Source organism: Dyella sp. 2HG41-7 (assembly GCF_021390675.1).
GTDB lineage: Bacteria > Pseudomonadota > Gammaproteobacteria > Xanthomonadales > Rhodanobacteraceae > Dyella_B.
The window spans coordinates 954544-976918 of sequence record NZ_JAJEJV010000004.1 but is presented as its reverse complement, the minus strand read 5'-3'; the positions used below and the strand labels follow the sequence as shown (position 1 = coordinate 976918).

Annotated in this window: 22 protein-coding genes; 7 read left to right on the top strand and 15 right to left on the bottom strand. The window is 60.8% G+C overall.

Annotation, left to right across the window (positions count from 1 at the left end):
• Positions 1-73: 73 nt before the first annotated feature.
• The 3 genes from lpdA to L0U79_RS05755 form a co-directional block, all read right to left on the bottom strand.
• Positions 74-1891, bottom strand: coding sequence for a dihydrolipoyl dehydrogenase (lpdA, locus tag L0U79_RS05765; RefSeq protein WP_233840932.1), 1818 nt, complete (start codon positions 1889-1891; stop codon positions 74-76).
• 13 nt (positions 1892-1904) lie between these two features.
• A complete protein-coding gene (gene aceF, locus L0U79_RS05760; RefSeq protein ID WP_233840931.1) occupies positions 1905-3272 on the bottom strand; it encodes a dihydrolipoyllysine-residue acetyltransferase in 1368 nt (455 codons plus the stop codon).
• A gap of 142 nt (positions 3273-3414) precedes the next feature.
• On the bottom strand, positions 3415-4254 hold the full coding sequence (locus tag L0U79_RS05755; protein WP_233840930.1) for a mechanosensitive ion channel domain-containing protein: 840 nt from the start codon (positions 4252-4254) through the stop codon (positions 3415-3417).
• Between the two features lie 253 nt (positions 4255-4507).
• On the opposite strand from L0U79_RS05755, the gene L0U79_RS05750 reads away from it, so the two are divergent.
• Entirely contained in the window at positions 4508-5566 is a 1059-nt protein-coding gene (locus tag L0U79_RS05750; protein ID WP_233840929.1) for a hypothetical protein, read from the top strand.
• Positions 5567-5644: 78 nt separating this feature from the next.
• On the opposite strand, the gene L0U79_RS05745 is transcribed toward L0U79_RS05750, so the two are convergent.
• A complete protein-coding gene (locus L0U79_RS05745) occupies positions 5645-6454 on the bottom strand; it encodes a DUF2884 family protein (RefSeq protein ID WP_233840928.1) in 810 nt (269 codons plus the stop codon).
• A gap of 221 nt (positions 6455-6675) precedes the next feature.
• On the opposite strand from L0U79_RS05745, the gene L0U79_RS05740 reads away from it, so the two are divergent.
• Positions 6676-8331 (top strand): FAD-binding dehydrogenase, encoded by a 1656-nt coding sequence (locus tag L0U79_RS05740; protein WP_233840927.1) that lies wholly within the window; start codon positions 6676-6678, stop codon positions 8329-8331.
• Positions 8328-9341: a 2-dehydropantoate 2-reductase gene (locus L0U79_RS05735; RefSeq protein ID WP_233840926.1), complete on the top strand. Its 1014-nt coding sequence runs from the start codon at positions 8328-8330 to the stop codon at positions 9339-9341. The genes L0U79_RS05740 and L0U79_RS05735 overlap by 4 nt, the downstream gene beginning before the upstream one ends.
• Here the strand turns inward: L0U79_RS05735 and L0U79_RS05730 are convergent.
• The 7 genes from L0U79_RS05730 to L0U79_RS05700 all read right to left on the bottom strand — a co-directional run bounded on the left by L0U79_RS05730 (position 9338) and on the right by L0U79_RS05700 (position 13316).
• A complete protein-coding gene (locus tag L0U79_RS05730; RefSeq protein WP_233840925.1) occupies positions 9338-9676 on the bottom strand; it encodes a DUF2845 domain-containing protein in 339 nt (112 codons plus the stop codon). The two genes, L0U79_RS05735 and L0U79_RS05730, sit on opposite strands and share 4 nt — an antisense overlap.
• Before the next feature lie 50 nt (positions 9677-9726).
• Entirely contained in the window at positions 9727-10311 is a 585-nt protein-coding gene (locus tag L0U79_RS05725; RefSeq protein WP_233840924.1) for a DUF924 family protein, read from the bottom strand.
• A gap of 2 nt (positions 10312-10313) precedes the next feature.
• Positions 10314-10751: a DUF2383 domain-containing protein gene (locus L0U79_RS05720; protein ID WP_233840923.1), complete on the bottom strand. Its 438-nt coding sequence runs from the start codon at positions 10749-10751 to the stop codon at positions 10314-10316.
• 108 nt (positions 10752-10859) lie between these two features.
• The gene (locus L0U79_RS05715) at positions 10860-11612 is read right to left on the bottom strand and encodes a DUF2884 family protein (RefSeq protein ID WP_233840922.1); all 753 of its coding nucleotides are present in this window, start codon (positions 11610-11612) and stop codon (positions 10860-10862) included.
• 64 nt (positions 11613-11676) lie between these two features.
• On the bottom strand, positions 11677-12204 hold the full coding sequence (locus L0U79_RS05710; RefSeq protein ID WP_233840921.1) for a hypothetical protein: 528 nt from the start codon (positions 12202-12204) through the stop codon (positions 11677-11679).
• Positions 12204-12752: a peroxiredoxin gene (locus L0U79_RS05705; RefSeq protein ID WP_233840920.1), complete on the bottom strand. Its 549-nt coding sequence runs from the start codon at positions 12750-12752 to the stop codon at positions 12204-12206. Before L0U79_RS05705 ends, L0U79_RS05710 begins: the two co-directional genes overlap by 1 nt.
• Before the next feature lie 105 nt (positions 12753-12857).
• Positions 12858-13316, bottom strand: a complete 459-nt coding sequence (locus L0U79_RS05700; protein ID WP_233840919.1) for a hypothetical protein — start codon at positions 13314-13316, stop codon at positions 12858-12860.
• A gap of 260 nt (positions 13317-13576) precedes the next feature.
• On the opposite strand from L0U79_RS05700, the gene L0U79_RS05695 reads away from it, so the two are divergent.
• Complete coding sequence (locus L0U79_RS05695; protein ID WP_233840918.1) at positions 13577-13993, top strand: universal stress protein; 417 nt, start codon at positions 13577-13579, stop codon at positions 13991-13993.
• A 110-nt stretch (positions 13994-14103) separates the two neighbouring features.
• Positions 14104-14925, top strand: a complete 822-nt coding sequence (locus L0U79_RS05690; protein ID WP_233840917.1) for a ferritin-like domain-containing protein — start codon at positions 14104-14106, stop codon at positions 14923-14925.
• Positions 14926-15213: 288 nt separating this feature from the next.
• On the opposite strand, the gene L0U79_RS05685 is transcribed toward L0U79_RS05690, so the two are convergent.
• From L0U79_RS05685 to L0U79_RS05675, 3 genes are all read right to left on the bottom strand, one after another.
• Complete coding sequence (locus L0U79_RS05685; protein WP_233840916.1) at positions 15214-15687, bottom strand: DUF6491 family protein; 474 nt, start codon at positions 15685-15687, stop codon at positions 15214-15216.
• Positions 15688-15759: 72 nt separating this feature from the next.
• Positions 15760-16494: a hypothetical protein gene (locus L0U79_RS05680; RefSeq protein WP_233840915.1), complete on the bottom strand. Its 735-nt coding sequence runs from the start codon at positions 16492-16494 to the stop codon at positions 15760-15762.
• Positions 16495-16554: 60 nt separating this feature from the next.
• Positions 16555-17427, bottom strand: a complete 873-nt coding sequence (locus L0U79_RS05675; RefSeq protein ID WP_233840914.1) for a LytTR family DNA-binding domain-containing protein — start codon at positions 17425-17427, stop codon at positions 16555-16557.
• 109 nt (positions 17428-17536) lie between these two features.
• On the opposite strand from L0U79_RS05675, the gene L0U79_RS05670 reads away from it, so the two are divergent.
• Both L0U79_RS05670 and L0U79_RS05665 read left to right on the top strand, forming a co-directional pair.
• The gene (locus tag L0U79_RS05670) at positions 17537-18781 is read left to right on the top strand and encodes an MFS transporter (RefSeq protein ID WP_233840913.1); all 1245 of its coding nucleotides are present in this window, start codon (positions 17537-17539) and stop codon (positions 18779-18781) included.
• Positions 18782-18915: 134 nt separating this feature from the next.
• Positions 18916-19230: a hypothetical protein gene (locus L0U79_RS05665; protein WP_233840912.1), complete on the top strand. Its 315-nt coding sequence runs from the start codon at positions 18916-18918 to the stop codon at positions 19228-19230.
• A gap of 101 nt (positions 19231-19331) precedes the next feature.
• On the opposite strand, the gene aceE is transcribed toward L0U79_RS05665, so the two are convergent.
• Positions 19332-22025: a pyruvate dehydrogenase (acetyl-transferring), homodimeric type gene (aceE, locus tag L0U79_RS05660; RefSeq protein ID WP_233840911.1), complete on the bottom strand. Its 2694-nt coding sequence runs from the start codon at positions 22023-22025 to the stop codon at positions 19332-19334.
• Positions 22026-22375 lie beyond the last annotated feature (350 nt).

Sequence of the window (22375 nt, the reverse complement as noted above, 5' to 3'; positions counted from 1 at the left end):
ATGCGGCGTTCGCCCAAAAAGAAAAGCCCGGATCGCTCCGGGCTTTTTTGTGCTGCGATCAACGCAACGCGTGTTACTTTTTCTTCGGCATGTACAGATCGGTAATGGTGCCTTCGTAAGCTTCGGCAGCCATGCCGACCGATTCGCTGAGCGTCGGATGCGGATGAATCGTCAAACCGATATCCGCCGCCTCCGAACCCATTTCGATCGCCAAGGCGATTTCCGAAATCAGATCGCCCGCATGCGGACCCACGATGGCGCCGCCGACGACGCGATGCGTTTCTTCGTCGAACAGCAACTTGGTGAAGCCTTCGGTGCGATCAATGCCAATGGCGCGACCGCTGGCGACCCACGGGAACTTGCCCACGCCGATCTTCAAGCCTTTTTCTTTCGCTTCGCGTTCGGTGACGCCGACCCAGGCGATTTCCGGATCGGTGTATGCCACCGACGGAATCACGCGCGCATCGAAATGGCTCTTCATGCCGGCGACGACTTCCGCGGCGACTTTCGCTTCGTGCGTGGCCTTGTGCGCCAGCATCGGCTGGCCGACCAGATCGCCGATGGCGAAGATATGCGACACGTTGGTGCGCATCTGCGTGTCGACGTTGATAAAGCCGCGCTCGGTCACCGCAACGCCGGCCTTGTCCGCACCGATCTTGTTGCCGTTCGCCGAACGCCCCACGGACACCAGCACGCGATCGAACACGGTGGTCGCCGGAATGCTTTCGCCTTCGTAGCTGACTTCGATGCCTTTCTTGGTGGCTTTGGCTTCCACCACCTTGGTCTTCAAGTGCACGCCCTTGAGCTTGCCGCCCAAACGTTTGGCGAGCGGCTTGATCAAGTCGGCATCGGCGCCGGGAATGATCTGGTCCATAAATTCGACTACGGTCACTTCGCTGCCGAGCGCGGCGTACACGGTCGCCATTTCCAGACCGATGATGCCGCCGCCGACCACGAGCAATTTCGCCGGAACGTCTTTCAATTCCAGTGCGCCGGTGGAATCCATGATGCGATCGTCGTCCCACGGGAACGCGGGCAGACGCACTGCTTGCGAACCGGCGGCGATGATGGCGTTTTCGAAACGGATCAGCTTTTTGCCGTCGGCCGTTTCCACTTCCATCTCGTTCGGCGACACAAAGGCGCCGACACCTTGCACGGTGCGAACCTTGCGTTGCTTGGCCATGCCGGCGAGACCGCCAGTGAGCTGGCCGACCACCTTGGTTTTGAAGCCGCGCAACTTGTCGATATCGATCTTTGGTTTGCCGAAGCTCACGCCGTGTGCGGCCATGGCTTCCGCTTCATCGATCACCGCGGCGGCATGCAGCAACGCTTTGGACGGAATGCAGCCGACATTGAGGCACACGCCGCCGAGCGCTGCGTAGCGTTCCACCAGCACGGTATCGACGCCGAGATCGGCCGCGCGGAACGCGGCCGTGTAACCGCCGGGGCCGGAGCCCAGCACGACGAGTTTGCATTCGATATCGGCGGCTCTTCCAGATGACGCTGCCGCTTGCGGCGCCTTCGCCTCCTCTCCCTTCCGGGGAGAGGATTGAGGTGAGGGGGTGGGGCTTGCGGAAGGCGTCGGCGAGGTTGGCCCCTCACCCCTGCCCTCTCCCCGAGAGGGAGAGGGGGACGCGGTGTCGGCTTCGCCGACGGTTTCCAAAATCGCAATGACCGCACCTTCGGAAACCTCATCGCCCACCTTGAGCTTGAGTTCCTTGATGACACCCGCCGCGCTGGCCGGAATTTCCATTGTCGCCTTGTCCGACTCCAGCGTGATAAGGCTTTGTTCCTTCGCCACGGTGTCGCCGGCTTTCACCATCACTTCGATCACCGGCACGCCTTCGTGACCGCCGATATCGGGGACTTTCAATTCAATCGTATTGGCCATGATCGTCTCCCCGTCAGAGCAACAGGCGGCGGATGTCGCCGAGCTGCGTGGCGAGGAAGGACGCGAAACGTGCGGCCAATGCGCCGTCGATCACGCGATGGTCGTAGCTGAGCGACAGCGGCAGAATCAGGCGCGGTGCGAATTCCTTGCCGTTCCACACCGGCTTGGTCTGCGCCTTGGAGACGCCGAGGATCGCCACTTCCGGCGCGTTGACGATCGGCGTGAACGCCGTGCCGCCGATGCCGCCGAGCGAGGAGATCGAGAAGCAGCCACCGGACATATCGGCCGGGCCGAGCTTCTTGTCGCGCGCCTTTTTGGAAATCTCGCCAAGCTCGATCGCCAGATCCAACAAACCTTTCTTGTCGCAATCGCGGATCACCGGCACCACCAGGCCGTCGGGCGTATCCACCGCGATGCCAACGTGGAAGTACTTCTTAAGGATCAGCTTCTCGCCGCTTTCGTCCAGCGAGGCATTGAACTGCGGGAATTTCTTCAGTGCTGCGACCACCGCTTTGATCTGGAACACCAGCGGCGTGATCTTCAGATCCTTGTTCTCTTCGCCGAGCTTTTTGCGGAAAGCTTCCAGCTCGGTGATGTCGGCGTCTTCGTGCTGGGTGACGTGCGGGATCATCGCCCAGTTACGCGCGAGGTTCGCGCCGGAAATCTTCTGGATGCGCGACAGCGGCTTTTCTTCGATCTCGCCGAACTTGGCGAAGTCGACCTTTGGCCACGGCAACAGATTGAGACCGCCGCCGCCCGTCGCCGCACCGCCTTGCACGGGACGCGCGCCGGAAGCGAGCGCATGCTTGACGTAAGCGGTGATGTCTTCGCGCACAATGCGGCCGTTGTGGCCGCTGCCCTTCACCTGATGGATGTCCACGCCCAGCTCGCGCGCAAACGCGCGGATGGCCGGCGTGGCGTAAGGCGCGTCGCCCGGCATCACCAGTTTGGCGTCGAATGGCGGACGGGCTTGCGGCGCCACATCGCCCTCGGGCGCATTGCCCGGCAGCACGCTGCGACCGCCGATCGGCGCGGGTTCTTCCTTCGCCTGCGGGGCGGGTGCGGGGGCTGGCGCGGGAGCCGGGGCGGGCGCTTTAGCAGGCGCTTCAGCCTTGGCCGGCGCCGGCGCGGCGGCGCCATCGGAAGCCTCGATCATGGCGATCAGAGCGCCCTCGGAGACTTCGTCGCCGACCTTCAATTTCACTTCCTTGACCGTGCCGGCGAAGGGCGCGGGCACTTCCATCGTGGCCTTGTCCGACTCCAGGGTGATCAGGCTTTGATCCTTCTCGACCGTATCACCGGCCTTGACCAATACCTCAATGACGGGCACATCGGCGTGACCGCCGATATCTGGAACGCGGGCTTCTTTCAGGTCGGCCATGATTTCTCCTGCGGAACGAGGGCGGCCGCATGGGGAGGGCTGAGGCGACCGCAAGGCTTCCATCATAGCAACCGTCATGCTTCACGGACATGCCAAAAACGCCAATAGAAGGCCATGCGCATACGTATGCGCAGAATTTGTCCTACTTTTTGATCTCGACCGTCCCGCCCACCACGCGCACCTCACGTTGCGGATAGGGAATGTGGATGCCTTCGGCGTCGAAGGTTTCCTTCACGGCGCGCAGCAAATCGGTCTGCGCCGGCCAGAAATCGCTGGTTGAGCTATACGCACGCAACAGCAAAATCACGGCGCTTTCGCCCAGGCTGTCGGTCCAGACGGTGGGCGCGGGGTCTTGCAAAATACGCGGATCGGCAGCGGCCAGACGCTGCATGACGGCGATGGCCTTACCGATGTCGTCGCCATAACCGATACCTACGCGCAGCTCGAAACGCCGCGTGCCCCGGCGGCTGTAGTTGACGATGGCTTCGGCGCCGATCTTCGCATTGGGCACGACGGCTTCGCGGTTATCCGCCAACACCAGCTGCGTATGCATCAAATTGATGGCGAGCACCGTGCCATCGATCCCGCCCGCCTGGATGTAATCACCGATCTTGAATGGGCGGAACACGATCAGCAGCACGCCCCACGCCAGATTGCTGAGCGACCCCTGCAAAGCAAGACCGATCGCCAAACCGCCCGCACCCAGCGCGGCCAGCAATGGCGCGCTCGGAACGCCGGCAGTCTGTAAGGCGATCACGATCAAGACGGCGATCAACACGCCGTACAGCAGATTGCGCAAGAAACCGCTCAAGGTCGGATCGATCGATGCCCGGTGCATCGCGCGCTGCAGGAAATTCGAGACACGCGCCGCCAACCAACCGCCGATCAGCAGCACCAGCAAGGCGCCAATCAAGGCCGGTCCGTGCACTTGGAAGAACGCGATCAGGTCATCGCGTGAAAGGGCTAGAAGGCGCTCGAACATAAGGCAATCCCTGGCAGAACTGGGCAAAGCCTAGCAGCGCGGAAACGCGAATGGAGCGCAAACCTTTCACGCTTGTGCAACGCAGCTGGACAAGTGCGCTGCAGGGCGACATATAGCGAAAGCCCGCCAACGCTTGGGCAGGGGTTAGCAGCACATTTCGATGAGTGAAAGATTCTGGCGGCAACGTATCGCCAGTGCGGTGTTTGTTGGTGCGTGCGACACGTAACCATTCCTTCTACCGGAGAACATCGACATGCTCGCAACGCAGAAGAAGATGCTTGAGCGCACCGTGCTGACGGCCTTGATATGCGCGATGGCCGCATGCCTGCCATCCCAGGCGAAAGCCGCCACCGCGCCGAGCTCCATGTTGTTCAGCCCCTACAAAGACATCACCGTCGATATGAACTGGAGCAACGACACGATGCAGACGGCGGCGTCGGGAACGTCGCTTCCCTTGGTCGGCAGCGGCAGCTTTTTCGCCACGCAGGAACCGCAGCTTGGCGCGGTGACGTTGTCGTTTGCGACCGGCGCATGTGGCAGCGAAAGTTGGGCCGGACTTTCCGCGCCGGCCTTTATCTCGGCGAATATCGGCGCGTTGTCGAGCGCGGGACTGAATTACATCGTTTCTACTGGCGGCGCCGGAGGCGTATTTACTTGCGCTACGCCGAGCGCCTTCGCCAGCTTTATCGCCAGCTACTACACGCCGCAGATGGTGGGTGTCGATTTCGATATCGAGAGCAGCCAGACGCAGGCCGAAATTCAGCAGCTGATCGCCGATGTAGCTGCCGTGCAAACGCAATATCCGAACCTGCATTTTTCCTTCACTGTAGCGACGCTGGCCGCGTCGAACGGAAGCTACGCGGGCGTCAATGCGTTGGGGCAGGAAGTCGTGCAAGCCGTGCAAGCGTCCAATCCCGCCATCGCCAACTACACCATCAACCTGATGGCGATGGACTACGGCAAGACGCAAACCGCCAACTGCGTCGTGGTGAATGGCGCATGCGAAATGGGGCAATCGGCTGTTCAAGCCGTGCAGAATCTCGAACACACCTTTGGCATCGCACCTGCGCATATCGAAATCACGCCGATGATCGGGCAAAACAATACGTCGGGTGAAATCACGACCGTGGCCGATATCGACACCATTACCAACTACGCGATCGCGAACGGCTTGGCGGGCTTGCACTACTGGTCGCTCGATCGCGACACACCATGTTCAGGCAAGAAGTCGGTGTCGAACTCATGCAACGGCGTAAGCGGCAGCACGTCGCTGCAATACACCAATGAGTTCTTGAAAGATCTCGGTCGCTAACGTCAACGGGAGAGAAAAAAACGCCCGGAAGGGAAGCCGGGCGTGTGACTGTCCATGCTGGGGAACATGGTGGGGGGGCTAACGTTTGGCGTATTGGCTCGCCTTGTCGGTACGTTCCTTGTCGATGGAAATCAGCTGCAGGCGCTCGCCATTGGCGAGGCGGAATTGAAATTGTTGTTCCAACTGTTGAAGCTGGCCTAATTGCGGACACAACGCCTGCGCACGTTGACTGAGCTTGTCGGCAGGCTCGTTGATCGCCTTGTCGAGTGTGGTGTCCAGGGAATCGGTGCGTGCTTGCAATGCCGCCAGTCGATGGGGATCGCCGCTCAGCGCATCTTTCACGACATCGCCCGTCACCGTTCCCACCATATCGGCCACGGTATGTTGCAAGTTGTGGTCAAAGAATTCGGCGCCATCACCGGATTGCCACGTGCCGCGACCCAGCGTGTCGTCGATATGTTGTCGCGCATCGGCATGACGGTCGCGCAGTTCCTGCATCAGGCGCGTACGTTCGTCGGCGTCTTCAGACAACGTCGCAACCACGGTTGTAAGCGCGGCGTAACCGATGTCTACACCATCGCGCGCTATGGCGGCCACGGCAGGCACCAAATCGCGCACCTGTTGTTCGTAGTCGCGCAAGCGCACAGCATCGGCATGGGAAACGGATACGTCGTGGCCATCGACGCGCAGCGCGCCGTCGTGCATGAAAACGTCGCCGGGATCGCCATCATGACGCGTAAACGCAATGCCGCTCGGCTTCACCTGCACGTCGTAGTCGGTGGAGTAAGGGCACTCCAGATCGTGATGCGCATGGAAGCCGCTCGCCTGCGCGCCACCCGCAAAGGCGAGCGCGAGCAAGGGTAACGATGAAAGCAGATAACGACGCATAAACGAGTCCCTCCCAGGAATACCATCCGAACTGCTATTGCGTGTTTGGATGCGCGCCAGTGCGCATAAGGTTTAACCCGCAGCGGTTCGATGGCATGAGCCGTACGTCATTCCCTGCCATCGGTCATGGACCGCGCGATCCACCAATGGCGCAGCGCACATAGGCAAATATGCGGGTGCGCGATAAGTTGCTGTCTGGGCATGCGGATCAGGGGCCATCGATGGAATCCAGCGATGCGATCGTGGTGGGAGGAGGCCTCGCCGGCCTGGTTGCCGCCACAGAGCTGACCGATGCCGGCAAACGCGTCGTGGTGGTTGAACAGGAGCCTGAGCAAAGCCTGGGCGGACAAGCGTTCTGGTCCTTCGGCGGCCTGTTCTTCGTCGATTCGCCCGAGCAGCGTCGCATGGGTGTGCGCGACTCGCATGAACTCGCCCTGGCGGACTGGATCGGCACGGCCGCGTTCGATCGCCCGGAGGATCACTGGCCGCGACAGTGGGCGCAGGCGTACGTCGATTTCGCGGCGGGCGAAAAACGCGCGTGGTTGCACGCGATGGGCATGCGTTGGTTTCCCGTGGTGGGTTGGGCCGAACGTGGCGGCTACGGCGCGTTCGGTCACGGCAACTCCGTGCCGCGTTTTCATGTGACGTGGGGCACCGGTCCGGGCGTGCTCGAACCGTTCGTACGGCGCGTGCAGGAAGCACAAGCAAAAGGGTTACTGACGTTCGCATTCCGTCACCGCGTCGACGGATTGCTCGTCGAACGTGGCGCGGTCGTCGGCGTACACGGTGCACGATTGGCCGACGACTCCATCGAACGCGGCAAACCGAGTTCGCGCGAGGTCGTGGGCGAATTCGAATACCGCGCGCAAGCGATCATCGTCGCGTCCGGCGGCATCGGCGGCAATCACGAATTGGTGCGAAAGAATTGGCCGGAACGATGGGGCGCGCCGCCGCAGCATATGTTGTGCGGCGTGCCCGCGCATGTCGATGGCCGCATGCTGGGCATTACCGAATCGGCGGGCGCGCGGCTGATCAACCGCGACCGCATGTGGCATTACGTCGAAGGCATCGAAAACTGGAATCCGATCTGGCCGATGCATGCGATTCGTATTCTTCCAGGCCCGTCGTCGCTGTGGTTCGATGCGTGCGGCAATCGTCTACCCGTTCCGTTATGGCCCGGTTTCGACACGATGGGTACGCTCGAACATCTGCGGCGGACCGGTTTCGACTACAGCTGGTTCATTCTCGATCAGCAGATCATTCGACGCGAATTCGCGCTCTCCGGTTCCGAACAGAATCCCGATCTCACCGGAAAGAGCTGGCGACAGGTCGCGAAGCGCGCAGTCGGCAAACAAGCGCCCGCACCGGTGGAAGCATTCAAACGTCATGGCCGCGATTTCATCGTGCGGGACAAGCTGGACGACCTGGTTGTCGGCATGAACGAACTCGCGGGAAGCCAGTTGTTGGATGTCGCGCATCTGCGCCGCGAGATCGAAGCGCGTGATCGTCAATTCGACAACCCATTCGCCAAAGACAGCCAAGTGATGGCGATTCACAACGCACGGCGTTATCGCGGCGATCGGTTGGTGCGTGTGGCGAAACCGCATCGCATACTCGATCCTGCCAACGGTCCGCTTATCGCGGTGCGTCTGCACGTTCTTACGCGCAAAACGTTGGGTGGACTTGAAACCGATTTGCAGGCGCGTGTGCTTGGTCACGATGGCGCGCCGATACAAGGTCTGTACGCCGTGGGCGAAGCCGCGGGCTTCGGTGGCGGTGGACTGCACGGTTATCGCGCGCTGGAGGGGAGTTTTCTCGGCGGATGCCTGTTTTCAGGACGTGTCGCAGGACACGCCGTTGCCATGGGCGTCGCATGACGTTACGGCCGCGCATCGCCATCTACGGCGCCGGCATGGTCGGCACGTATCTGGGCGGGCGATTGCACGCACATGCGGACGTGCGTTTTATCGCTCGTCCACGTGTCGCCACGATGTTGAAAGAACGTGGGCTCACCGTTAGCGATCTGCACGGTTATCGACAGCATCTTTCGTCCGCATCCCTCGATATCGCCACGCAAGCCGATGCCGCACGGGATGTCGACGCCGTACTCGTGACGGTGAAATCGGCTGCCACCATGGACGTCGCGCATGAATTGACGGAAGTGCTCGCACCTGGCGCGCTGGTGATCAGCTTTCAAAATGGCGTGCGCAACGCGGCCGAATTGCGCGCGGCGCTTCCCGCTTGTCAGGTGTTGTCGGGGATGGTGCCGTTCAATGTCGCGCAACCGGAACCCGCGCATTTTCATCAGGGATCTTCCGGCGAATTGATGGTGGAGCGCTCGCCGGCGCTCGCACCGTTGCTTGCAGCGTTTTCCGCCAGCCAATTGCCGCTGCAACAACGCGACGATATGCAAGCGGTGCTGTGGGCGAAGCTGCTGATCAATCTCAACAACCCGCTTAACGCCCTCAGCGGATTGCCGTTACGCGAGGAACTTGCGCACCGCGGCTGGCGCCAATGCTTGGCGCTGCTGCAGCGAGAAGGCTTGCACGTATTGCATGCCGCAGGCATTCGTCCCGCCCAGCTGACAGCCCTGCCCGCACGTTGGCTGCCAACCGTGTTGTCGCTGCAGGATGCGATGTTTCATCGGATCGCATCGCGCATGCTTGCCATCGATCCCTTGGCCCGCTCGTCCACCTGGGACGATCTGCAGGCAAAGCGGCGCACCGAGGTGGATTACATCAACGGCGAAATCGTCGCGTTAGCGAAGTCGAAGGGCTTGCACGCGCCGGCCAACGCTTATCTTGTTCGGCTGATTCGGGAAGCGGAGAAATCCTACGTTCGATGGGAGCCGCAAGCGTTGCTGCGAACACTGCGCAACCCGCCTTAGCGCGCCACGTCTTCGATATGCGCGACTTTGCCGTCGACAATGGTGATGGTGGTGGTATGTCCGTCGCGCCGGTATTGCCACTGCGTGCCTTTGTTTTCGGCGCTCGCCACTTTCAGTTTGCTTTTGCCCTTGCCGGAGGATTTCGACGCGCCTTTGCGAGCGCCGCTTTTGCTCGAACCGGAACTCTTTGCGTGTCCGGAAGGCTTCCCCAGCAATTCCTTGACGCGCTCGGCGCTATCGCCCACCGACAATACCTGACTGCCAACGCGCAAACTTTCCAGCGCGTGCGCGCTGAAGGTCATCACCAACAATGCAAAACACAACAACCGACGCATGACATGCTCCTTGTCGTAACGAGGCCAAGTTCCATGGCTTTGGCCGCCAACTAAAATCCAGAATTGGGTTGATCGAGATACTTCTGTTCTTCCGAGGTATTGGTTCGGCCAAGCATCGCATTGCGATGCGGAAAGCGGCCGAAGCGCGCGATCACCGATTCGTGTCGCCGAGCATAATCGAGAAAATCGGTGTAGCGATCGCGCTCTTGTGCGGGCACGTCGTCGCACAAGGCTTCGAGCAATCGCACGCATCGCCGTTGCAGCCTTATATCTTCGGCATGTTCGAGTGGCATGTAGGCGAAGACGCGCTCGGCGGCCGTCAAACGACGGTCAAAACCTTCCTCGATGCCCCACACGGCGAGTTGCTGTGCCGGAAGGTCTTGGGCCCATGCACGTGGATCATGGCGATACAGGTTGCGCGGAAACTGATCCAATACGATCAGCAGCGCAAGCCATCCTTGCGGGTTGTTCGCCCAGTCGCCGAGCTCGCCATCGATCGCGCGTTGTAGGGTTCCGGTGAATCGATTGCGGATCGCTGCATCGAAATCGGGATCGGCCGCGAACCAATGTTCGCTATTGGCAGGATCGAACCAGAACTGCAGCACCGCCAACGCGTCAGGCGCTGGGGCGGACACGCTTAGTGCCCGACGCCGATCGCCTTGGACAGGCTATTCATATCCAGGTCGATGGAATGCAAGCGCGACAGCTGGCGACGCAGCGCCGTGGTCATATCGCCGGGGCCCAGCTTCGAAAGGCTGCGTTCGAACGCGCGCAAAAGGATTTGCTCATGGTGCGCTAACAAACGTATCCAGGCGTCGTCGTTGCGCGGTATCAGCGTGTCGAATTGATAGCGCACCGCGCCGATCACGCGACGCCGCGTTGCCGGCGCGTTGTCGTGACTGCGCATTTGCGCCTGCAATTCGGCGATGACCTGGCTCAGGGACTGCGCCTCTTCTTCCAGCACCGTACGCAACCCGGGTTCGCCCACCTGCGTCGCGGCATGGCGATACAGCGCGCGCAGCTCGATGCTGCGGCGGATCAGGCCATTACACAGATGTTGGATTGCGTGCGACACGAGGTCGTTTCCTGCCTGGGCGGTCCACGATGGGCGACATGTTGCAGGACAAGGACTTAGCGGCGGTTAAATACACCTGTCATAAGGACCTTTCGCTCAGCTGAGGTTTCATTGGCCGACCTGAATAAGATTCAACGGACGTCCATTGCTCGCGCGCAACCCTTCCTGCAAGGCCGACAGGCGCTGAATATCCGGGCACAGCGCCTGAATGTCGGGTCGCAACACCTGCAGCCGCTGTTGCAGACGGGGCTGAAAACCGCTCGCCAGATTCGAAGCCTGATCGCGCAACGCCGCCGCTTGCTGCAAATCGCCGCTCATCGCGGCAGTGATGGCCTGTTGTCCCAGCGACCCGGCAATCAATGGCGCAATATCGCTGATCAACTGATTGGCATATTGATTGGCGGCATCGCCGTGCCAATCGTGCGTGCTTTCGCTCGCGGCGACGCGCTGGTGCAGATTCGATGCATCGGTTTGCAGGCGACGCTGCAGTTCAACACGCGTTTCGTCGTCGAGATTGAGCGTGGCCGACTCCTGTTGGATTGCCTGCACCGCGATATCCACGCCGCGCTGCACGACGGCTTTGACGCGCGGCACCAGCGCTTCGGTCTCACGCAGAAACAGCGCGACGCGATCTTGATCTTCCGCATTGAGCGACACCGCCTGCCCGTCGGTCTGCAGGCTGCCGGAACCGATCACGACGCGCGTCGGCGCCGGCGAAGCGCGATCGAACGTCAACCGGCTCGGTTGCACGGTCAGGTCGTAACTGCTGGTCGCATGGCAAACGGTAGAAAGATCCTGCGCGTGCAGACAGCCTCCGGCGAGCATCAGCACCCACGCAGCCTGCCAACGGTTTACACGCATGTCGCCACTCTCCATCGCTCGAAGGCTCACAGCGATAAAGGGCAACGGGATAACTGCCGCTGAATCAGCCTGGACGTGGCCGAAATTGCAGGCGTACCGCGGGCTGGCCCAACTGCCAGGCGAGCCATAGCAACGCAATGACTGCAACGACCCTAAGCGCCAGGGTGGTCAGGAGCACTCGCTTGAATTCGGCCAATTGCAGAAGAGACGGGTCGCCCGCTTGATCGAGCGCACTCCATTGATGCCACAGCAGCACGCCGCGATAAGCGCTCCACACGCAGAGCACCAGGGCCACCGCGCGCAGCACCGAACGCGCCCAGGCTTGCCGCATGATGCATCCGGCGCAAGCGACGATCACCACCAGCGACGCCGCGAGATAACCGAGGTCCCAAGTCAGCATGTCGCGCAGCGCCTTGGCGCTGTCGGTGTCGCCAGACGACACGTTCTGCATCGCGCCCCACACTTGCTGCGCGTGATGGATGTATTGCACGCCGCCGAATGCGGCAAACAGCAGCAATACCCAGGTCAACATGCGCCACCAGGCGAAGCCGGGTTTCTTTCGCAAACCCGAATCGAAACGTGAAATGAGCATCAGGCGGCAGCCTTCTTCAACGTGCCGAGATCGGTCAGCACTTGGCCTGCGTTTTCCTTGGGATCGACGTCGCGATAGATCTTCGCGATCTTGCCGTTCGGGTCGATGAGAAACGTGGTGCGCTTGGCGAAATGGAATCCGACCGCGGACGTCAGCACGCCATAGCTGATAGCGACCTGGCGATTCGCATCGGAAAGCAGCGGAAACGGCACGTGGTATTTCGCGGCGAATTCCGTATGCGATTTGACATTATCCAGACTCACGCCGACGACGTCCGCACCGGCCTGACGCAATTTGACGACCTCATCGCGGAACGTGCAGACCTCGGTGGTGCAGCCGGGCGTGAAATCCTTCGGATAGAAATACAGCACGAGCCAATGGCCGTGATAATCGGCCGGACTGCGCCAGTGACCGTTTTGATCCTGCAGGCGAAACGCCGGCGTCGGCTGGCCTACTTGCGGATTTCCTCCATGCACTTCGGCAAGCGCAGGAATAGCCGAAAGGCCTAAAAGGCCAATCATCGCAAGCGCGATCAACAAGCGACGCATGGACAAAACTCCCACTGCACAAGGTGGAACGGAGTATACGCTGACGCGCACAAACGAAAGGCGCCGCAAGGCGCCTTTCGTCGATCGCTTGGAACGTGTTGCGCCTTAGCGGGCCGGTTCGATTTTGAACGCGTCGATCGCTACGCCAAGGTTGATACCTTCGCCCGTACCGCTAAGCGCGATGGACGTGGTGCCCTTGCTCAACACCTGAGCCGTACCGCTACGCACCACACCCGCCGAAGCGCCGGCCTGCGCGTAGCTGCCGTACACATCGCTGATGCCGTACACATTGCTGATATCGCCACGACCGCTGACGTGGAACTTACCGGCCGTCAGTCCGCCGCCGTGCATGCTGATCGTCACAGCGGAAGCCTGTCCGTTATCGCACGTCACACTGCCATGCCCTTCGGCATGCTGGTAAATGGCCGACCACCCCGAAAGACTATAAGTCAGGTGGCACTTCACCGGCGCTTTCGCTGCGTGCGCCGACATAGCGGGCAGGCCCGTCAGGGCACCGGCGCACAGCACCATCGCAGCCGTCAAACCGAACGTACGCTTACTCATAGGGGTCTCCTTACGCATCGGCATGGCTCGTCCACGCCGTGGGGGAAAGTGTCGGCGCGGCGATCTGAACAAAACGCCAAGATCGCCGTGGCGCGTTCAGGATCGGCAAGTTTTTGTGATGCCGCCGTTGACGCGCCACAGGCCCTCCGTCCGTATCGACGGCATGCTGCCCTTCTGTTGTTTCCTATCGCTTGATGATTAACTAACAACGCGCCGCGCACACTGGAACGCGGCACGGGTGCTCTGGCGATGGAGGAAACATGCCCAAGTATTCGCTCGTCGGTTACGACAGCTCCGAAAGTTCGCAGCGCGCCTTCCGTTTCGCCATGGACATCGCAAGGGCCTGCAACGGTCGGGTGCGAGTCGTTTCGGTACTGCAGGTGACCCAAGGCGGCGCCGACGCCTGCGCCCTGATGATGACCGACTCGGCCGCCGAACGGACCCGGGAGCTGCAGCAGGAGCTGCGCCATCTGGCCGCCGATGTCGACGCCCTGGTAGACCTGGAAATTACCCACGGTAGCCCGGGCGACGCCCTGCTTACCCAGGTGCGGCAGCACCCCATCGACCATATCGTGATCGGCCATACCGTACGCGGCGCCCTGGGCCGCTGGCTATTGGGCTCGGTATCCGAGGACGTGCTGGCCGGGGCCCATGTGCCGGTGACCGTCGTCCGGTAGGCATAAAAAGAGCCAGGTCGGCTTGTATTAATCCGGACGGTCGTTCACCGTTTATCCTGTTGTCCCCGATCTGTCATAGACCGGGTGGCTATTTGCACAGGAAACGCAACGTGGATTACAGCATCGTCCTGCCTTGGACTCTGGAAAGTCTGAATTTCGCCGAGATCGACATGGCGCGCGTACGGCACGACGAGAATCTCTTCATGCTGTTGTGCAGCGCGTCTTTCGTCGAAAGCGGATCGGATCTCTACACCCATAACCTGATCGCCCATTTCGACGGCGACCTGGAGCTGCAAGGCTGGCTGCGCGAACACTGGGAGCATGAGGAAATGCAGCACGGCCGCGCCCTCGCCGCCTACGTGCAGCATGTATGGCCGGAATTCGACTGGAACGCCGGCTTCCAGGCGTTCTGGAACGACTACGGCGCGTTGTGTACCGATGAGCAGCTCGAACCCTCGCGCGGCCTCGAACTGGCGGCGCGCTGCGTGGTGGAAACCGGCACCGCGAGCCTCTATCGCGCCTTGAACGACATCGTCGACGAGCCGGTGCTCAAGCAGCTGACGCATCACATCAAGAGTGACGAAGTGCGCCATTACAAGCACTTTTATCAGCATTTCCAGCGCTACCGCGAACAGGAGCAGCTGGGACGTTACAAGGTGTTTCGCGCGGTGCTTCGTCGCGTCAACGAAATTCGCAACGAAGACAGCGATATCGCGCTACGCCACGTTTTCAATCAGTGCTATCCGCAGCACAAAGGCGACAACGTCCAGTTTCAGAAAGTGGCCGGTCCCGCGCAGGCATTGTTGCGCCGACATATTCCGGCTGAGATGACGGTGAAAATGCTACTGAAACCGCTCAATCTGCCGCCGCGCCTGCAGCAGGTCGTCGAAAAACCGCTGGCGAAAATCAGCGAAAAATTGTTTCTGCAGTAACAGCGACGTTTAACGCGAAGCGGTTTCCTCCGCCTCGCGTTCTTGGTGCTCGTCGTGTTCCGCAGGCCGGGGCCAGTGATACCAATCCTTGTGCAGCGAGAATTGCCGGCATGCGAGGCATGCCGTGATTTCCCATTGATATCCGCAGCCAGGACAAACGCCACCGGTCCAGAACGTATTCCAGTTCGTACCGCAACCGCCCATGTTGTGCGAACAAAGCCAACGGCTCGTCGCGAGCGGACGCCAGGTGCATTTCGGGCAGTAGATCTCCGGCTCGCGCATCGTGTTCTAGCCGCTGTTACCTGACGGCGGCGGTGCGCCCGAATCGCTGCGCGGAACGCTATCGACGTGGCGTTGGCTTTCTTGCTCCAACTTAAACTGCGTCAAGTCCACCGGACGAATTTGCTTGATGATGCACGGAATATACGGGCGTCCGGTAAGCACTTTATCGAAACCCGATTGCACCGTATTGGCGAAACTGGTCAGACCGATGGCGTTGGTGAAGGTGAGATTGTTGCAAGGCCACAAGTCCAACAGATATGCCTTGTTGGGCACGGTGTACACCACCAGCTGAGAGTCGCTGAGGGGCTCCCACGAATAAATCTGCGCGCCGAATATCAAACGGAAGCTGCGCACCGGCGCGCCCGCGGCGGCACTGTACGCCTGCTGGCGCTGTTGCATACGTTGCGCGTAAGGCACGCTCGAGCACGCCGCTAGCAGCGCACCCAATAGCGCAAAACCAAGGATCTGCATCTTCGACATAACGCCTGTACTCCTTAACCGGGCCATACGCCGTTAACGCACCACGTTGCGGCCAGTGCACAGCCACAGCGTTTATTTCTTGCCGACCGGCGTCCATTTCGACGAATCGTAACCACCTACTTCGAACAACAACGTTTGCTTGCCGCCGTCCTGCATTTCCACATCCATGGTGATGCGCTTGGTTTTCTGCATGGCGTCGATAAACGCCTTGTCGTCGCGAATAAACATGGCCGGCTCGCCCGTGGTCGGCAGGAACGCGCGCAACGGATGCGGCTTGTCGTCGAACTTCGCCTGGATCGTGCAATTGCCCTTGCAGACGAAACCATGCCCATTACCGAACAAGAACACGCTCTGTCCCCATTGGGTATGACGGCGCAACACAAGTCTCACTACATGATCGCCAGATGGGCGCGTGGAATACAGACTCGCCGTGGATTGCGTGCCACCTTCCATCGGGCCGACTTGATACGCCCACAGCGCCGTAAGGCGACGCTTTTCGCTGGTTTCTTTCCAACGCTTTTCGACGTCGGGCAGCGTCTGCTGCACTTCTTTCGCGGCATCGCTGGTGGGGAATTGTTTGACGATGGTTTCGCCGAGCTGGCCGGCCATCTCGTCGTTCTTCATCTGCAGCAACTGACGATAGGTCGTCAATTCCTGGTTCGCCTCGTTGGTCATTTGCTGCGCTTGCGCCTTGTCGGCGTCCGCTTGCGATGGTGTGTTTTGATCCTGTTGCGAACAGGCGGCGAGCGCGAGCCAGCTGTAGGCGGCGGTCACAACGAAAGCGTGGCGAAACAGCGAACGAATCATGAGCCGCATCCTTGAATGACAGGCCGCTAGCTTGAAACGAGCGGATGCCGGGCGCAACCGTTATGCGGCGGCGGACTGCCCGAAGCGATCCCGAAGCGCAGCGCGGTAGCGTCGGCTGCACGGAATCGTCACCCCATCACGCATCAAAAGCCGTGCATCGCCGGTATCCAGCGGTTCGATTTCGGCCAGAAAATCCAGGTTGACCAAATAGCTGCGGTGCACGCGCACGAAACGCTGCATATCCAGCCGTGCTTCGATACCGGCCATGGTGGCGCGCAACGGATAGTCGCGACCGCGCACATGCAGGTTCACGTAATTGCCGGACGCTTGCAGCCATTCGATCTCGCGCGCGGCGAGTAGAAATTCCTTTCCGAGTTTTCGCACCAGAAAGCGTTCGGGCTGTTCGATGGATTCCACCGGCGGTCCGACGTCCGGCTCCTCAAGCAAACGCGCTTCGCCTTGAAAACGCACGACCCAGAATCGATACAACGCGATGGCCACCAGTATCCAAAAATACGAGCGCACGTCTTTGAGGTATTCGTAGCCGAAGTCCGTCCACCATGAGCCGAATTCGTAATGAAGACCGGCCATCGCATAGACGATTTTGCGGAGCGCCACCATGCCGACCACGTGGAGCAGACTGAAAAGCACGCTGTAAGCAAGGTGCCTCGGCAGATTCGTCTGCCAAGTTCCGAAACGAATCGGCCAGCGCCGCGATGCCCACACCAGGGCGGGTACCAAGGCCAACATGACGACGCTGCTGCTCGTCTCCCACGTCCACGGCTGCCAGGGCGGAAGGTCGCGATGATCCATCATCGAAACCATGCCGTTGAAAAGCGTGTTGACGACGAAGAACGCTGGCCAGAATCCGATCTCGAACGATCGCCGCCAGCGCTGAAAGCTTTCGAAGGTGAAGCCTTGGCGTATCTCCATGACGGGATTCTACATAGAGAGGACGGCAGGCATTGTCTTTCCTCATGGCGCCGCTTTGCGCGATCTTCGCGCCACCGGAGATAATGCCGGCTTCGGATAAGGATCCCGCATGTCATCCCCTGCTTCGCCTGGTTCGAAAGACTCGCTCTTCGATCACCGCGCCTATATCGCCTTTTGGTGCGCGCGCACCGCATCCAGCTTCGGATTCCAAATGCTCTCGGTCGCCGTGGGCTGGCAGATTTACGCGATGACGGGGCGCGCGTTCGATCTGGGCCTGATCGGCCTGGTGCAATTTTTTCCATCCGTGTTGCTGGCGTTGCCTGCGGGACATCTTGCCGATCAGCTTGATCGGCGACGCATCGTGTTGATCGGGCAGATTGTCGAATGGGTGGCGATCGTGCTGCTCACCACGTTGACGCTGCTGCACGCCATCGACGAAGTGGGCATCTTGCTGCTGCTCTTTACGATCAGCACGGCCAAGGCATTCGAATCGCCATCGATGCAATCGATGGTGCCGGCGTTGGTGCCGCCCGCGTTACTGCCGCGCGCGATGGCTGTGAACGGTTCGGCGATGCAGGCGGCGATGATCATGGGACCGGCCTTGGGCGGTTTTCTTTACGTCGCGGGCCCGGGTGTCGTGTATGCGGTATCGGCCGTCTTGTATTTGATTTCCACCGTCATGGTGTCGCAGTTGCGCTACGAACAGGCGCCGCCGAAACGCGAACCGGCCACACTCAAAACATTGTTCGCCGGCGTGCATTTCATCCGCGAGCGCAAAGATATTCTCGGCGTGATTTCGCTGGATCTTTTTGCGGTGCTGCTCGGCGGCGCGACGGCGCTGTTGCCGATCTTCGCCAAGGACATTCTGCACACCGGTCCTTGGGGTTTGGGTCTGTTGCGCGCGGCGCCCGCCGTCGGCGCTTTGTTGATGTCGTTTTGGCTGGCGCGTCACAGCATGGAACGCAACGTCGGCAAGATCATGTTTGCGTCGGTCGCCGGCTTCGGCGTGGCGACCTTGGTGTTCGCCGTGTCGAATGTGATGTGGCTTTCGTTGCTCGCACTGTTCTCGTTGGGTGCGTTCGATATGGTCAGCATGGTGATCCGCGGCTCGCTGGTGCAGCTGGATACGCCCGATGCCATGCGCGGGCGCGTCAGCGCGGTCAATGCGATTTTTATCAACACGTCCAACCAGCTCGGCGAATTCGAATCCGGCATGGTGGCCGCGTGGCTGGGTGCGGTCGGCTCGGCGGTGGTGGGCGGTATCGGCACCCTCGTCGTGGTGGGATTGTGGATGGCCATGTTTCCCAGCCTGCGTCGGCGCCAGCGGTTGCATATGGAATCATCGTCCACCTGAATTCACTGCGCGTGCGTCAGAAGCTCTAGGCAAGCGAGAAAAGCTATGGCTGAATGTCAACGCGCGGTTAACGTCCCACTCACGTGGCCGCTGGCAAGGTCAATAACCCGGAATGCGAAGGAAGGAATAGCGCCATGAGCAGGCAAGCCGACATCGAACGCCGACTCGACCACCTTGGCAGCCGCATGCGCGAGTACGCGAACGGTACCGCCGACACGGCTGACGATCTGCTGTCTCGCGGACGCCGCGCCGTCAGCCGCTTCAGTCGCGGCGATGCCAGCAAGCGTATCGCGCGGCGGGCGGAGGATCTGGCCGACGAAGCCAACTACCAGTATCGCCGTTTGCGTCGACACGCCACGCGTCATCCGGTCGCGACGGCCGCCATCGTTGCGGGCACGGTAGGCGCGTTGTTCTTGTTGTTCCGCGCGCTGCGCAGCGACGAAGATTAATTGACGATGCATGCGAAGTTCGGCGACGCCACGGCGTCGCCGACATGGCGCCATCAATCAAAAAGCCCGCCTTTCGGCGGGCTTTTTGATTAATGCAGAGATCAAACCGTCTGCGGGTTCGGCTTGTCCGGATCAAGCTTGTACTCGCGAATCGCGCGGGCGACATCTTTGGCGTTGACCTTGCCGTCCTTCGCCAGCGCCGCGAGCGCGGCGTGTGCGATCCAGTAACGATCCACTTCGAAGAAGCCACGCAGATGCTCGCGCGTATCCGAGCGACCGAAACCATCGGTGCCGAGTACGGTGTAACGCATGCCGTCCGGCATGAATGCGCGGATCTGATCGGCGTATTCGCGCACATAGTCGGTGGCGGCAATCGCAGGGCCCTGATGGCCTTGCAACAAACCGGTGACATACGGCACGCGCTGATCGGCTTCCGGATGCAGACGATTCCAACGCTCGGCATCGAAACCATCGCGACGCAGCTCGATAAAACTGGGCACGGACCAGATATCGGCGGTGACGCCGAAATCCTTCTCCAACAATTCCGCTGCTGCGATCACTTCGAGCAGGATCGTGCCCGAACCGAGCAACTGCACGCGCGGCTCGCTCTTCTTCGGCTTGCCCGCATCCTTGAACAAGTACATGCCCTTGACGATGCCTTCCTCGACGCCTTGCGGCAGATCGGGATGGCTGTAGTTCTCGTTCATGACCGTGAGGTAGTAGTACACGTCCTCTTGGTCTTCGAGCATGCGGCGCGTGCCGTCCTGCATGATCACGGCGACCTCATACGAGAACGTCGGATCGTACGCGCGCACGTTCGGAATCGCACCGGCCATCAGATGCGAATGACCGTCTTCGTGCTGCAAGCCTTCGCCGTTCAAGGTAGTGCGGCCCGAGGTGCCGCCGATCAGGAAGCCGCGCGAACGCATGTCGCCCGCCGCCCACGCCAGATCGCCGATGCGTTGGAAACCGAACATCGAGTAGTAGATGAAGAACGGCAGCATCGGCTGGTTGCTGATGCTGTAGCTGGAGGCCGCGGCCATCCATGCGGCCATGCCGCCGGCTTCGGAAATGCCTTCCTGCAGCACCTGGCCTTTCTGGTCTTCGCGGTAATACAACAGCTGATCGGCGTCTTGCGGACGATACTTCTGACCGAACGGCGCGTAGATGCCGATTTGACGGAACATGCCTTCCATACCGAAGGTGCGCGCTTCGTCGGCGACGATCGGCACCACGCGCGGACCAATGGCCTTATCGCGCAGCAACAGATTCATGCCGCGCACCAGCGCCATGGTAGTGGAGATTTCGCGGTCGCCGGTGCCCTTGGTGATCTGCTCGAACGCGGAAAGATCCGGCGCCTTGAGCTTGATGTCGCTGTGGCGGCGACGCTGCGGCAGATAACCGCCGAGCGCCTTGCGGCGTTCCTGCATGTACTGCACTTCCGGCGAATCTTTGCCGGGGTGGTAGTACGGCACGTCTTTGAGTTTTTCGTCCGAAACCGGAATGTTGAAGCGGTCGCGGAAATGACGCACGGCTTCGTCGTCCAGCTTTTTCTGCTGGTGCGTGGGGTTCTGCGATTCGCCGGCAGCACCCATGCCGTAGCCCTTCACCGTCTTGGCGAGGATCACGGTCGGCATACCCTTGGTGTTCACCGCCGCGTGATAGGCGGCATACACCTTGTGCGGATCGTGACCGCCACGGTTCAAGCGCCAGATGTCGTCGTCACTGAGGTTGGCGACCATCTCACGCGTCTCCGGATACTTCCCGAAGAAATGTTCGCGCGTATACGCGCCGCCGAAGGCCTTGCACGCCTGGTATTCGCCGTCGATGGTTTCCATCATCAGCTTGCGCAGCACGCCCTTGGTGTCGCGCGCGAGAAGCGGATCCCAGTAGCTGCCCCACACCACCTTCAACGCATTCCAGCCGGCGCCGCGGAAGACGCCTTCCAGTTCCTGGATGATCTTGCCGTTGCCGCGCACCGGACCGTCGAGGCGCTGCAGGTTGCAGTTGATCACGAAGATAAGGTTGTCCAGACCTTCGCGGCCGGCGAGCGAGATCGCGCCGAGCGATTCGGGCTCGTCGGTTTCGCCGTCGCCCATGAAGCACCAGATTTTGCGGTCGGTCTTCGGGATCAGTCCGCGGTGTTCGAGGTACTTCCAGAACTGCGCTTGGTAGATCGCCTGGATCGGGCCCAGGCCCATCGACACGGTCGGCACCTGCCAGTAATCGGGCATCAACCACGGATGCGGGTACGAGGAGAGACCACGGCCGTGACCCGCCACTTCCATGCGGAAGAGATCGAGCTGCTCGTCGCTGATGCGGCCTTCCAGGAACGAACGCGCATACACGCCCGGGCTGGAGTGACCCTGGTGGAACACCAGATCGCCCGGATGATCGGCACTCGGCGCGCGCCAGAAGTGATTGAAGCCCACGTCATAAAGCGTGGCGGACGACGCGAAACTGGCGATATGACCGCCCAGCTCGCCGGGTTTGCGGTTGGCGCGAACGACCATGGCCATCGCGTTCCAACGGATCAGCGAGCGAATGCGCCATTCCATCGCGGCGTCGCCGGGCATCTTGGCTTCCAGATGCGGCGGAATGGTGTTGACGTATTCGGTGGTTGGATCGAACGGCAGGTAGCCGCCCGAGCGACGCGTGGAATCGACCAGACGCTCCAGCAGAAAATGCGCGCGTTCGGTGCCTTCGCGGTGAATGACGGCATCCAGCGATTCGACCCATTCTTGGGTTTCGGTGGGGTCGGGGTCCTGATGGAGGATATCGTCGAGCTGATCCATGGAGGTCTCCGCGGCGCCAAGCGCCGCCTTGCGGTGGGTGCGCGTCACTGGGGAAAGCGACGAAGCCGGAGCATCGATCCGGAGACTCAGGGGCCGGCACGGAGGGAACCGCGTGGCGTATTCGCCGCAGAACGAGCTAACCCTTCGATTCTAGCCCCGAGGCGGCGTTCTCGCCAATTGTCCGACGATACATACGTATGCGAAGGGTTTTATATGTGCGCAGGCGCGCTTGTTCTTCAGAACGGTTGGGAATATGGCTGCCCACGAACACCGAGAAATGGATACGGTGACGTTCCATGTTGGCGATGGTTCGGCGTCGACGGCGTAACAATAATCGACGCGAGGTTGGC

What these genes read in the sequence shown, in the direction of transcription:
- aceF (WP_233840931.1), bottom strand. Translation starts at nt 3,272, where the DNA reads ATGGCCGACCTGAAAGAAGCCCGCGTTCCAGATATCGGCGGTCACGCC.
- L0U79_RS05730 (WP_233840925.1), bottom strand. Translation starts at nt 9,676, where the DNA reads ATGCGTCGGTTGTTGTGTTTTGCATTGTTGGTGATGACCTTCAGCGCG.
- L0U79_RS05665 (WP_233840912.1), top strand. Translation starts at nt 18,916, where the DNA reads ATGAGCAGGCAAGCCGACATCGAACGCCGACTCGACCACCTTGGCAGC.
- L0U79_RS05755 (WP_233840930.1), bottom strand. Translation starts at nt 4,254, where the DNA reads ATGTTCGAGCGCCTTCTAGCCCTTTCACGCGATGACCTGATCGCGTTC.
- L0U79_RS05675 (WP_233840914.1), bottom strand. Translation starts at nt 17,427, where the DNA reads ATGGAGATACGCCAAGGCTTCACCTTCGAAAGCTTTCAGCGCTGGCGG.
- lpdA (WP_233840932.1), bottom strand. Translation starts at nt 1,891, where the DNA reads ATGGCCAATACGATTGAATTGAAAGTCCCCGATATCGGCGGTCACGAA.
- L0U79_RS05715 (WP_233840922.1), bottom strand. Translation starts at nt 11,612, where the DNA reads ATGCGTGTAAACCGTTGGCAGGCTGCGTGGGTGCTGATGCTCGCCGGA.
- L0U79_RS05750 (WP_233840929.1), top strand. Translation starts at nt 4,508, where the DNA reads ATGCTCGCAACGCAGAAGAAGATGCTTGAGCGCACCGTGCTGACGGCC.
- L0U79_RS05740 (WP_233840927.1), top strand. Translation starts at nt 6,676, where the DNA reads ATGGAATCCAGCGATGCGATCGTGGTGGGAGGAGGCCTCGCCGGCCTG.
- L0U79_RS05710 (WP_233840921.1), bottom strand. Translation starts at nt 12,204, where the DNA reads ATGCTCATTTCACGTTTCGATTCGGGTTTGCGAAAGAAACCCGGCTTC.
- L0U79_RS05680 (WP_233840915.1), bottom strand. Translation starts at nt 16,494, where the DNA reads ATGATTCGTTCGCTGTTTCGCCACGCTTTCGTTGTGACCGCCGCCTAC.
- L0U79_RS05745 (WP_233840928.1), bottom strand. Translation starts at nt 6,454, where the DNA reads ATGCGTCGTTATCTGCTTTCATCGTTACCCTTGCTCGCGCTCGCCTTT.
- L0U79_RS05735 (WP_233840926.1), top strand. Translation starts at nt 8,328, where the DNA reads ATGACGTTACGGCCGCGCATCGCCATCTACGGCGCCGGCATGGTCGGC.
- aceE (WP_233840911.1), bottom strand. Translation starts at nt 22,025, where the DNA reads ATGGATCAGCTCGACGATATCCTCCATCAGGACCCCGACCCCACCGAA.
- L0U79_RS05700 (WP_233840919.1), bottom strand. Translation starts at nt 13,316, where the DNA reads ATGAGTAAGCGTACGTTCGGTTTGACGGCTGCGATGGTGCTGTGCGCC.
- L0U79_RS05705 (WP_233840920.1), bottom strand. Translation starts at nt 12,752, where the DNA reads ATGCGTCGCTTGTTGATCGCGCTTGCGATGATTGGCCTTTTAGGCCTT.
- L0U79_RS05685 (WP_233840916.1), bottom strand. Translation starts at nt 15,687, where the DNA reads ATGTCGAAGATGCAGATCCTTGGTTTTGCGCTATTGGGTGCGCTGCTA.
- L0U79_RS05695 (WP_233840918.1), top strand. Translation starts at nt 13,577, where the DNA reads ATGCCCAAGTATTCGCTCGTCGGTTACGACAGCTCCGAAAGTTCGCAG.
- L0U79_RS05670 (WP_233840913.1), top strand. Translation starts at nt 17,537, where the DNA reads ATGTCATCCCCTGCTTCGCCTGGTTCGAAAGACTCGCTCTTCGATCAC.